The organism is Fusibacter sp. 3D3, assembly GCF_001748365.1.
GTDB lineage: Bacteria > Bacillota > Clostridia > Peptostreptococcales > Acidaminobacteraceae > Fusibacter_A.
The window spans coordinates 19,660-32,164 of record NZ_BDHH01000012.1; the positions used below are offsets into that span (position 1 = coordinate 19,660).

Below are 12,505 nucleotides of genomic sequence, written 5' to 3' on the forward strand. Positions count from 1 at the left end.
TTTAGGAGCATTTATGACCGCCAAACTCAAATTAACCCCTAACCAAGCAGAAGCCTCAACACATTTTAAAGGACCTGCACTCACACTGGCCATTCCAGGCAGTGGTAAAACCACGCTTTTAATTTCAAGGCTCATTCATCTCGTGGAAAACAAGCTGGTTGACCCTTCAAATATACTCACTTTAACTTTCTCAAAAGCATCTGCCGAGGATATGGCAAATCGATATGAAACCTTAAACGCACCCTACAAATTTCAGTTTATGACCATTCATAAATTTGCTTATGGCATTTTCAAACAATATAACGCTCAAACAGGGCAACAGATGCAGTTACTAGATGATTCTGGTCGTCGCTTCCACATTCTCAATGAAATCTTTAAAAAATACTATACCACATCACTCACGGAGGATGACTATGAAGCTTTTACGAATCACATTGGGCTCATTTATAATTTAAAGCTCAAAAGAGAAGATCAGTCCTCTTATGATTTTCAATTCGATCGCATTTTTGACATGGTTTCCGATTACCATATATATAAGAAGAAACATCAACTTTTTGACTTTGATGATATGATTTACTACGCCATCAAAATACTAAAAGCAAATCCAAATGCACTGAATTTTTATCAAACTAAATACGCCTATATCCAAGTGGATGAAGCTCAAGACACTTCCAAACTTCAGTTTGAATTAATCGAATTGCTTTTAGGCCCTGATAAAAATCTATTTATTGTGGCAGATGATGATCAATCTATCTATGGTTTTAGGGGTGCCTTCCCAGATTACTTGCTCTCTTTTAAAGAGCGCTTTAAGACTGCGACTGTTTATTATCTTAAAGATAATTTTAGATCAGATGCTGCCATTGTTTTCACCGCACAATCTATTATCGAAAAGAATGAACATCGATTCGATAAACCTATGTCTCCAATACACAAACACGAGCAATCGCCTCTTTTTAAAAACTTTGACGATCTCATAGACCGAAATCAATATTTATTAGATCAAATCAAAAAGACACCTGATTCTATAGCCATTTTGTATCGAAATCGAATTTCTGCGCTTAGCCTTGTAAACCTCTTAAATCAAAATCAAGTGGAATACTATATAAAAGACCCCCCAATAGCGGAACTGGACCATTGGCTTTTGAAAGATATACTCGCTTTTCTAAATCTCGCATTGATCCCACAGGATTTAGAAAGTTTTAACCGTATTGCATTTAAAACGAATGGCTACATTTCAAAAGAAATGCTTCAACATGTGAATGAACACATCCGGGGGAAAACCGTCTTTAGAACTCTTGTAGATATACCCTTTTTAGAACCCTATCAATCAAGAACACAAGAACGGCTTATGGGGCAATTTGAAGAGCTCAAGTTATTAAGACCCTATGATGCCATTGCCTTTATAGAAACCGAACTGGGTTATCTGGATTATTTGAAAAAGAACACCACAAGACTGGGCATCTCGATGAACTTCGCACGCACACGCCTCGATGCTTATAAAGCCATTGGCAAATCATTAAAATCTGGATTCGACTTTATCACAAGAATTGACAGTTTAAGAGATCACTTGCGCACGGATTCAACGCCTGTACATCAAGCACAGGTAACGCTTTCAACGATTCATGGTTCCAAAGGGCTTGAATTTCACAGTGTTTTTATGATCGACGTGAATGATCAAATTTTTCCAGGTTTCAACAGTCAAAAAAAAGACGCCCTCGAAGAAGAACGTCGCTTGTTTTATGTAGGTCTTACGCGTGCAAAGAAGCGTTTTGAACTGCTTCATACGCGCTTTATGAACGGTGACTTCAACAAAAATTCACTCTTCATTGAAGAATTCTTGAGCCAAAAGTTCACTGAGAACGCTCTTGATCACATCGAGCGAAAAGCCTCTATAAGCTAAAAATTGTGATAATTTTTGCTGAATTTTACGCTTATACACATAATCTTCTTTTAACTTTTCAAAATCAATGGACATACCGTCCATTTTTTTTTTGAGAATGACTTTGGCATCTTCATAGGGATCTATTGATGCCTCTAATGCTTCAAAAGCGCTTTCAATATGAGCCTTTGAGACCCCTTTTCTCGCAAGCGTTTGCTTCATGCGATAGGCACCGTACTTACTGGCATGACTTTCGATGTAGCTTTCTGCATAAAACTGATCATCCACCAATTTCTGTGACTTTAAAAAAGATAAAACAAGTTGCTGAACGGTTTCCTCAACTTGCTTTGAATTAAATTTTTCAATGAGTTCATGCTCTGTGCGCATTCTAAAGGAGAGTAAATAGAGTGCATAGTTTAACCATTTCTCTTCTTCTTTATTCATATCCATAACAGCTCCATCTACTGCATTCTATTTTTCTTATTAATGACTGTAATTTCGACCCAATCCACTTCTATACTATTGCCTGCACCCTCGCCATAAGCGTGCATCAAAAAACGAATATTATTTTGATCAATAGGATAACTGTTTAACTTATATTCCGTATTGTTAATTTTATAAGTAATTTGATTCGAACGCGTATCATAACTGAGGCTCTCTTCTACCCATTCGTCATAAAAGGGTGGAATCAATTTAAAGTTTTCATTGTAATCCCAGTCTGCCGCTAAAAAACGGACGACATCTTTTCCAGGTCTTTTTTGAAGTGGTGATAAATCATAAGAATATTCCACTAATGCAATCCCATCTCCCATGGAGGTAAACCACGAGCCATCTGCCCTTTCTGGGACCAGTTCAATGGAATTGGTCTGATATATCGCAAGACCACCTGCGAATAGCCTGTCCCCATGAGTAATCTTGACCTTTCGTTTTAAGGTAATCACATCGCCACTTCTAATTTCTATGGGTCTAGATAAGACATATGGACGTGCTTCTGGCACATCGGAAGTCATTTTCAGAATGCCATCCTTTAGAGAGATCAAATCATAAGAGCGTTTATAGTTTTCCCATTGTCCCACAAGCCAAAAATCTTTGTCCATCTCTTCAAAATCAAAGGTATAAGAAATAACAGGAGGCTGCTCTCTCGTCTGAAATACAATACTATAGATGAAAAAACCAATAACGGCAAATAAAACAATGACTACTACTTTTTTCATATCTCACCTCATATGAATTAATCGATGATTGAGCTTAATCCCTTATCCGTTCGCCTTATTGACGATCTCTTCAATATCCTTTAACCCAATTACAAACTTATATTTCGGCTTAAGTTCGTTGAATTTGAGTTCAAAAACAAACTGTATTGCATCACTAGACTGCCAAGTAATCTTAAGATCATTGACCCATTTTGAAAGTTTGGTCTCAGAAAGTTTACCGAGAAGCATTTCTCTCAGTTTATTAAGATCCACAATCGAATGAGGCGTCTGCTTTAAGTAACTAAAAGAAGACAATAAAATAGTCTCCCTTACTTTTTTGAAAATTAAAAATTGCTGAATGCTTTTGACAAATTCAACCATTAAAAATATAGAAAATGTCACAGCCGCCGCAAATAAGATGTTCAATAACATAAAATCTCCTTCATTTTATTATGGTTTCGCTAATAAACGTCATAAAGTTATGTTACTAATATTATTATCGTCACTTTTTCTGAATCTATAACTCTATTGTATCATTTTTTAACCATTGTCTTCAACCGTTTAAGTTCATCGGCAGATAAATATCGCCATTCTCCCTTTTCAAGATCACCAATTTCAATATTGATGATCCTCACACGTCTCAATTTTACAACCTTGTATTCCAGGGCTTCACACATCCGCCTAATTTGTCTATTCAAACCTTGAGTCAGTATGATCTTAAACATATTGCTACGTACGATTTCTACCTCACAAGGACGTGTTATAGTCTCTAAAATTTCAACACCAGTTCTCATCTTTTCCAAAAATTCATCTGAAACTCTATGATCTACAGTGACGATGTATTCCTTTTCATGATAATGTCTCGCCTTTAAAATCTCATTTGACAAATCACCGTCATTCGTCAATAAAATCAGACCCTCTGAATTTTTATCAAGTCTCCCAACTGGGAAAATACGTTCAGGATAATTAATATAGCTGATGATATTGTCTTTTACCGTTAGATTAGTCGTACATTCCACCCCTATGGGCTTATTAAAGGCGATATAGATGTTCTTTTCTTTACCGGTTACAGATTTGCCATTGACACAGACATCATCCTCAGGCTCAACCTGTGACCCTTTCGTAGCGAGTTCTCCATTTATTTCTACAACCCCTTGATCTATAAGTTCATCCGCCTTGCGTCTTGAACAGACACCTGATTCACTGAGGTATTTATTAATTCTCATAGCAGTTCTCCTAAATTATTCAGCCTAATGGAAATTGAGCCATCAGGGTTGTTTTCTATTTCCATGTTTTCCGCTCTTGCCACATACTCATAAGGCAATGTAATTTCCACACCACTTGCTGTCTTAATCTTCTGTGTCCTCTTGATCTTCTTTTTTTGAGACTCGTTGAGTTCAAAGGCTGTAGGATCAATCCCCTTTGAATCCAGTTCATGTCTATAAGCTTCACGCTCAGGTTGCGTTTCAAAACATTGATAAACGATGGATTCAAGATCAATCGCATTTTTTTCATCGAGTTGACTGTTGATAAACTCTTTGACCTTAGCTGTTTTCACATAATCTTGATCATGGTACTTCTGAATCACTTTTTCAGCCGCTTTTGTCACCGCATCAATGGCTTTCTTAGCCGTTGCCCCCATTGAAAGTTTCAAAATATCCTCTTGAATATAACGTGATTTGTTGCCATCTAGCAGAACTTGCTTGTCTTTAATGTAAACCTCGTCACTTTCAAGTGCAATGAGAAAGCCTTCTTCAACTTTCTGCGTTTTATAAGGCAAAGTTGCCTGTTGTCTTATGATTTTATTGGTAATTTTCTGATCATGCGTTTCCACAAAATGAATGTAGGAAGTTCTCAGATTGAGTTTGAGTATCCCAACGTATTCTGCCCCTTCATAATCAAAGTAAAGGCACATTAAATCACAAGGTTTAATTTCCTCTGATCGCTTCATAACTTCAAAGAATAAATCTGCAATTTCAAGAGAGAAATTCTTAAAATCACCTGAACTTTCAAGGCGTTTTTTAACAAAGGAAGTCTCATCCACTTTGCCCTTGAAAATATCCAGTTGATCAAAAAATACAGCGACGTGTTTTTCAATATAATCCTGAATATCACCTTCTATTTCCATTTCATTTTCTGATAGGATTTTCGTTTCATTAATGCCGTCTAATATGTGTAAATAAATCTCTTTTACTTGTATCACTTTTAATCATCCTCTCTATTTTACTTTACTATCATAGCTTACTTTGGGCTGTAAAACAACCGCAATATGAGTATGAGACAGTAAAAGGAGTTTATCCACAACTCATCCGATCACAGCCTGTGCCATCCTTTTGAATTGTGGATAAACTCCTAATTAATGCTCAATTAATATGAATCCATATTGCAACGCCAATGACTACAGCTAAAGTCCGATGTGACCAAAGCCAAAGTTTGGAGCGCTTTGCCATTTTAAAGCCATATACCCCTATTCCCACTTGTAAAAACATCAGCCCTGCTGCAAGTGCCCCAGTGATATTGACACCATATCTTGAAAACTGGACTCCAAAATGCATGAGTATAAACAATACTGTTGCAAATCCAAAGAAACGATGGTATTTTACAAAAAATTTCATAATTTTCGTGAACCTATCTTTAATCCATGTAATCTCATTAATCTGTTTTTTAAAATATTTGTATTTCCACTTTAGCAAGAAACTTAAAAGTGTTAAGCCATAAGAAGTTATGATCAATAGGCCTAAAAACTCACCAAGATCGCTCATATCAAACCCTCCAGTACCCTATTATATCTCCAAAATTAATTTAATCATATCCACATCTCTTTGACTGTTGCAACTCTGACTCATCCAAATGGCCTTAAATCCAGTTATTTCTCGGATTGCATTTTCAATTTCAGATTGAATTTGCTGATAATAAGTTTCTCTAACATAATCGGCAATACGCTTGTTTTCATCTGCCTCCAAAATCGTTTGCTCAAGAGGGGTCCTAGAACCCGCAATCACAATCTCTATTAAATTGGCCCTGAGAAAAGCCGTTACCTTTTGAGGTCCTTTGCCAGAGGTGAGTTTAACAATCTTCGCCACATCGCTCTCAATTTTTCTTTCGAGTGATTTGCTGTCTTCTACGTTGAGTTCATGAAGTGATTTTTCGAGATTCTGCTTATAAATTTTCTTTTTGACGCTTTCGAGTGCTTGCGTTAACGCTGTAATATCTATGGGTTTTAACAGATACCGTTCAATGCCTATTTCAATGGAAGATTGCATTAATTCCACATCACTGAGAGCTGTTGTTATAATCACTGGGATGCGTTCGTTTGTTTCTCGAATTTTACGCGTCATGTCAATACCATCCATGACAGGCATTTTTAAGTCCGTAATAATCAGATCTATGGGAAATTGCTCATACTTTTGAAAACCCTCTTGGCCATTCTCAGCAATGATCAAGTGCCCCACACGTCTTTTTAAAAAACGTGCAATCTCTTCTCTCAAAAATGGTTCATCTTCAACATATAGGCATGTTAGTTCCTTCACTTTTAATCCCCCTTTATGATCCCCAAGTTTTGCACTCTACAATTTGACACTATATAATAGGAATCTTTATGACAATGCAGAGGCCACCTTGAGTATTTTGTGCCGTAATTTCACCATCAAAATTCTTTTCAACGATGACTTTGGCAATATAAAGGCCTAGACCAGTTCCATTATGCGCTTCTTTTGTCGTATAGTACATTTCAAATATTTGAACTAATTTTTCTTCAGATATCCCCCCACCCGTGTCCTCTATTTCAAGGTGTACGCTTTGATCTTCTGTTCCACATCTCACACTGATTTTCCTCTGTTCAGAGTTATTGAGCACGATGGCATCTATGGCATTTTTTAAAATGCCAAACAGAACCTGTGAAAGTTGATTGGGTCTTCCTAACATTAAGATATCCTTTTCTAATGACATTGAAACATCTATGTTATTAAGGCGAATACTCTCTCTTAAAAAATCTAAGGTCTGATCTAATATCTTAGACATTAAAAAGTTTTCTTTGTCGTTTTTGGGATTGAAAAAAAATCTGAAATCATCAATGGTTTGTGACATGTATTTGATGAGTTCTTGTAATCGATGTCCTTGATTTTTTAAGAATGGGGCATCTAGTTCCTCGAAGGTATAGGCATCCTCTATATTATTAAAAATCATAGAAATCCCACTGAGGGGTTGGCGCCATTGATGTGCAATACTCCCGATCATCTCTCCCATCGCTGCGAGTCGAGACTGATAGATCATGAGCGCCTCTTTGCGTTTATTCTCCATCATCTCTTCTTCAAATCGCTTTTTCATCGTGATATCTCTTGAGATCATGACCATTTGATTTGTGCTTTCAGAAACCATGGGCTTAATATTGATTTCAACAGGAATGGACTTCCCTTGATTGCCCTTTAGGATATCTTCAAACAAATAACTTTGATGCAACAATAAATCCGATTTGATTTCATTGAGTTTTTCAGGTGTTATAAAGGTACTGATATCTTGATAATTCATTTGCAACAACTGCTCTTTTGAATAGCCTAAGGACTGGGTTACTTTTAAATTGACTTCTTTTATCTGAGCATTCTGTCCAACATCTATGACGAAGATACAATCCGAGCCTGCTTCAAAAATATTTTCAAATTTATTCTTACTCTGAATAAGCTCTTTTTCCAGTACAATCCGTTGCTGGATATCCGCTTCAAGTTCCTCGTTGAGCTCTTTTACCTTCACCAAAAGTGCATGTTCTTTTGCAATAAGCACTTGATCTTTTTTGACTCTATACAGATATAACAATGTTGTGACGAAAATCAAAATGATAAAAAAATTGATGATGATTATATTGTAAGTCCGTTCTTTTAGAAACGAAACCACTTCTAAATAATCTTTCGAGACATTGACGATCCAAAAATCATCCCCCACTTGAGCAGGTGAAAAAGCACTGAATTTCTTGACGCGCTTTTCGAGATTATCATTAAACCAAAGCGAATGATAAATACCAACTCCGGATTCGCCCCTTTTTTGCTTTTCCACAAGTTCTTGAAGTTCAGACCAATCAAAATCTGGATAAGCGCTCGTCCGGGCTTCTATGACATTTTCACCGATGTCCTCTGTGTTTGGGTGCATAATTAGAGCACCATCTGAATCCTTTACGGAAGAATAACCCTTTTCACCAGCCTTCACTGGGACGATAAAAGCATGATAAATGGTTTCCAGTTTAATTTTCACATAGAGAACACCACTGATGTGCCCATCTGTTATTACCGGTTGTAGAATATTGATATACAATTTATCTTGTTCTTGGTATAAGGCGCCAATGATGGCTTTTTGTTTTTCATATACCTCTTGAAAATCGGCCTCTATACCCTGTCCATAGTCCGTAATCGGATACGTATAAATTTCTTCACCCTCACCGTCAATAAGGCGTATCAATTCTATATTATCACTTTGAATGCTATAGTAATCTTCAATATTTTGAAAAGCAGCTTCCGTAATCACACCTTGTTGCTGGGCAATATAGTTGCTTATAAAATAGCGATTCTTAGCCAAAATTTCAAGGTTGTGCGTCTGATTGACAAAAAAACGTTCTAGACTATCTGCCACCGTGTTTGCTAATGAAAGCAATTGAGATTGTTCTATTTCAATAACATTATCTTGGATGGCCCTATAATTGTAATAAGAGGCTAAAACGATAACCATCATCACTGCGATTGCGCTAAAAAAAATGAAGACACTCTTCAATTGCCGTTTTATTTTTTTCATGAACTTATTTCCTTTAGTTTTTTCATTATTATATGTGACAAATATAGAATTCACAAGCATTATTAATCAAAAGCTTGTCTTTAAACAATAAATTTAAAGGCCTGTACCGTCATTTGATCACTACAATTTCTAAGCTTCTGAGCCTGCGTTTCAATCGCATCCATGGACAATTTAAGCTTACCCGTTTGATCTGCCGTTTGTATGATCTCGCAAGAGCTGCTCTCTATGGCCTCTGAAATTTGTGCCATCATCTCTCTTACAGAATGTGCACTTTCTTCTATGCCATTCATCTGTTTGATGAGTAGATTGAATGATTTTAAAAGCTCGGATGCACGGTTTAGATACACATCGCCCGATTCAATCATTTTATCGTAATCTGCTAAAATAGCATGTTCTATAAAATTCAAAACATTTTGAATTTCCAATTCTATAGCACTCACTGAACGCATCACAATACTGGATACTTTATTGATTTCATTAGCAGCTTCTTGACTGACAATCGCAAGTTTTCTGATCTCATCTGCAACGACGCTAAACCCCTTACCGGCTTCTCCAGCTCTTGCTGCTTCTATGGCAGCATTCAACGCCAAGAGGTTGGTTTGATCCGAAATATCTAAAATAGTCTTTGTGAGCGTATGAATTGCCGTCGTTTCATGCGCATCCTCAAGTGCCGTAACCAGTGCTAATTTCGTCTTTTGATAGAGTATAACCGTCTTGTTCTTTGCGGTTAAACTGTCCGTCTGTATTGCTTCTGATTTTATTTGAAGTGCATGAGTTAATGCCACATTTTCTACAGTTTCCTTGGCGATATCTTGTATGGCAACGAACATTTTTTCAGTAACAGCTTCTATGGAGACTGTTGAAGCCGTTACTTCTTCCATATTTGCAGAAAGATTCTCTACTTTCTCATTGATATGACTTGCCTTTAAGACCACATCGTCCATATTCACATGTAATGCATTCGAAATGACCTCAAGGGTTTTAATATTTTCATGCAAAACGATAATCAGCATTTTAAATCGTGATATCATCTTGTTGAACCCATTGGCAAGCCATCTGAATTCATTATCACTTGGCGATTTAAGCGAATTGCTGAGATTCATTTCACGCTCTAGAGCTTCTAAATCTCTCGTCAAAACCTTAAGCGGTTTCGAAATCATACTGAAGATCCAAATTGAAAAGATGAGGACAATTAAAGTGGACAGCAGTGAAGCTCTCTTCGCGCCACTTATGGTGCCTTCTTGGATTTGTGATTGACTTAACGATAGAGATTCCTTTATGCTCATTGCCGAATCACTGATTTTTTGCGTCTCAGATATCAAAACCAGAGTTTGAATTTTCATTTGATCATCAAGGGTTTCTATATTTTGTAGGGTTTCTTTAAAGCTCAAAAATGAGCGCTTGATCTGATCTTGTTCTTGCAAATCAATCGTGACTTTATTCAAAAGAGATTCTACATCATTAATACTCATTTGAGCCAACGCAAGTGCATCTTTACTCCCTTCACTCAAATAGGTTTGTTTAAAATAGAATATTTGAATGATCTTTACTTTTAACGCTGTCACCACATCCGAATTGTTCTCTAAAGCGGCTTGACTTTCAAGTTTGTATTGATTTTCAAGGGATAAGAAATGAGATTCAATGCTACGCGTTTGATCGACCAAAGCGCTTACATTCTGATCGCGATCTCTCTTATCCGTTGCAAAAGCTTCCACGGCATTTTTGTATTTTGAAATAGCTTCTTGTATCACTAAAAGGCTTTCCCTGTAATGCTCTTGTTCTAAACGCTCTAATCCCTCAGCCGTTAGTTTTTCTGTTTCTTCAATCCTGAGTTTGATCTCATCATAGAGCGTTTCATCACCACTGCTTCTATATTTTTCTTGATTGAGTAGGATATTGTCTATATTCGATAGAATGCTGTTCATGCTGTTTAAAAAAGCTTGAGCCTTACCTTGATCTGTAATTTGATTTACAGTGTAAAAAGATGCCCCCATTATGATCAACATCAGCGTCACATAACTTAAAATCAAAATAGACCTTAATCGATATTTTTTCATTTTTCCCCCCAAGAATATGCCGTGTTTCGTCAACTCATGCAACAAAAGCCACCTTTCGGCGGCTTTTGCAAAGTGCAAGGCAATATTACTATGCTTGAGCACTGCCTGTCTTTTTAAACATTTTAAAAACGATTTTCTTAATAGCAGGATAAGCCACTGAAATAATTGTAATTAAAATTAAGGCTTTTGCTAAAGGTGACCCTACAAAAATAGACAAACTGCCGTTGGCAATTTTCGTAGCCTGTCTAAAGGATTGCTCCATTGTGCCGCCCACAATAACTGCTAATATCATCGGTGCTGTCGGTATTTTTATCTTTTCCATGAAATAACCGACTATACCAAAAAGGATCAAGATATAAAAGTCAATAACCGAATTTGAAATGGCATAAGTCCCTACAAAGGCCAACCCTAATACCAAGGGATACAAAATTTTAGGGGGCACTGCTAACACTCTAACAAGAAGACCAGCCATTGGTATATTCACTATAGCAAGTATAAAGTTACCAATAATCATACTTGCAATTAAACCCCAAGCCACATCAGGATGTTGCGTAAAGAGTAGTGGTCCTGGCTGAATCCCAAGCATTAAAAGTGCGCCCATCATAATCGCTGTCGTTCCTGAACCTGGGATACCCAGTGTGAGCATCGGAATAAATGCGCCTACAGATGCAGCATTATTTGCGGCTTCTGGAGCTGCTAGACCTATAATTTCGCCTTTCCCAAATGCGTCAGGATCTTTAGATAATTGTTTTTCATTGTTATATGCCATCAAAGATGCCATTGTGCCACCTGCGCCAGGCAATGCACCTACAATAAACCCAAGCGGCGTGCTTCTAAGAATTGGCAACCATGTTCTTTTCCATTCTTCTTTTGTAATCCATATTTTACCAAATTTTGTTTGAGGTACTTTTTTACCTTCTTTAATTTCTTTGAACGCTTTGAAAACTTCTCCAAGTGCATAGAGTCCAATGATAACGACTAAGAAATCAATCCCTGTTTGTAATTCCAATATACCAAATGTAAATCTTGAAATACCAGATTGTGCGTCAATACCAACGGTTGCAATCATAAGACCAAAGATTGTTGAAATAAATCCTTTAACCATGTTGCCTTTTGACATCGATGCCGTCATAGAAAGTGCTGCTACCATCAATAAGAAATATTCTGCTGGTCCAAATTTAAGGGCAAATTTAGCCACCGGTGTTGCCAATAAAATTAAAAATACAACTGAAACGAGTCCGCCAATAAATGAAGCAATCGCGCTGATTGCAAGTGCTGACTCTGCCTTTCCATTCATTGCCATCGGATAACCATCAAACGTCGCTGCAAGTGCCGCCCCGTCACCAGGTGTATTGATTAAAATTGAGCTTCTCGATCCCCCGAACATGGCTCCATAGTAGACACCCGCCATCGTGATCAATGCTGCTGTTGGACTCATGGAAAATGTAAGTGGTAAAAGTACTGCGACTCCAGTGGCAGGTCCCAATCCCGGCAACATGCCTACAATCGTTCCCAATACGCCTCCGAAGGTAATTAAAAGTAAATGATAAGGCTGAATAGCGATTGCTAAGCCAGCAAACAAGTGATTTAATACTTCCATT

11 protein-coding genes are annotated in these 12,505 nt (G+C 37.2%); 1 reads left to right on the top strand and 10 read right to left on the bottom strand.

Annotated features, from left to right (window positions below; all coding sequences use genetic code 11):
* The first annotated feature begins 13 nt into the window (after nucleotides 1–13).
* Nucleotides 14–1,900: an ATP-dependent helicase gene (locus tag F3D3_RS13985; protein WP_069874874.1), complete on the top strand. Its 1,887-nt coding sequence runs from the start codon at nucleotides 14–16 to the stop codon at nucleotides 1,898–1,900.
* On the opposite strand, the gene F3D3_RS13990 is transcribed toward F3D3_RS13985, so the two are convergent.
* The 10 genes from F3D3_RS13990 to F3D3_RS14035 form a co-directional block, all read right to left on the bottom strand.
* A complete protein-coding gene (locus tag F3D3_RS13990; protein ID WP_069874876.1) occupies nucleotides 1,817–2,329 on the bottom strand; it encodes a regulatory protein RecX in 513 nt (170 codons plus the stop codon). The genes F3D3_RS13985 and F3D3_RS13990 overlap by 84 nt on opposite strands.
* Before the next feature lie 11 nt (nucleotides 2,330–2,340).
* A complete protein-coding gene (locus F3D3_RS13995; RefSeq protein WP_069874878.1) occupies nucleotides 2,341–3,093 on the bottom strand; it encodes a hypothetical protein in 753 nt (250 codons plus the stop codon).
* Nucleotides 3,094–3,135: 42 nt separating this feature from the next.
* Nucleotides 3,136–3,504, bottom strand: coding sequence for a hypothetical protein (locus tag F3D3_RS14000; RefSeq protein ID WP_069874879.1), 369 nt, complete (start codon nucleotides 3,502–3,504; stop codon nucleotides 3,136–3,138).
* Nucleotides 3,505–3,605: 101 nt separating this feature from the next.
* Entirely contained in the window at nucleotides 3,606–4,298 is a 693-nt protein-coding gene (locus F3D3_RS14005) for a pseudouridine synthase (RefSeq protein WP_069874881.1), read from the bottom strand.
* The gene (locus tag F3D3_RS14010) at nucleotides 4,295–5,275 is read right to left on the bottom strand and encodes a nucleoid-associated protein (protein WP_069874883.1); all 981 of its coding nucleotides are present in this window, start codon (nucleotides 5,273–5,275) and stop codon (nucleotides 4,295–4,297) included. Before F3D3_RS14010 ends, F3D3_RS14005 begins: the two co-directional genes overlap by 4 nt.
* Nucleotides 5,276–5,435: 160 nt before the next feature.
* Entirely contained in the window at nucleotides 5,436–5,834 is a 399-nt protein-coding gene (locus F3D3_RS14015) for a hypothetical protein (RefSeq protein WP_069874885.1), read from the bottom strand.
* Between the two features lie 21 nt (nucleotides 5,835–5,855).
* Nucleotides 5,856–6,602 (bottom strand): Na-translocating system protein MpsC family protein, encoded by a 747-nt coding sequence (locus F3D3_RS14020; RefSeq protein ID WP_069874887.1) that lies wholly within the window; start codon nucleotides 6,600–6,602, stop codon nucleotides 5,856–5,858.
* Between the two features lie 49 nt (nucleotides 6,603–6,651).
* The gene (locus F3D3_RS14025; RefSeq protein WP_069874888.1) at nucleotides 6,652–8,847 is read right to left on the bottom strand and encodes an ATP-binding protein; all 2,196 of its coding nucleotides are present in this window, start codon (nucleotides 8,845–8,847) and stop codon (nucleotides 6,652–6,654) included.
* A gap of 80 nt (nucleotides 8,848–8,927) precedes the next feature.
* Nucleotides 8,928–10,904: a methyl-accepting chemotaxis protein gene (locus tag F3D3_RS14030; RefSeq protein ID WP_069874890.1), complete on the bottom strand. Its 1,977-nt coding sequence runs from the start codon at nucleotides 10,902–10,904 to the stop codon at nucleotides 8,928–8,930.
* An 88-nt stretch (nucleotides 10,905–10,992) separates the two neighbouring features.
* A complete protein-coding gene (locus F3D3_RS14035) occupies nucleotides 10,993–12,504 on the bottom strand; it encodes a tripartite tricarboxylate transporter permease (RefSeq protein WP_069874892.1) in 1,512 nt (503 codons plus the stop codon).
* Between the last annotated feature and the right edge of the window lies 1 nt (nucleotide 12,505).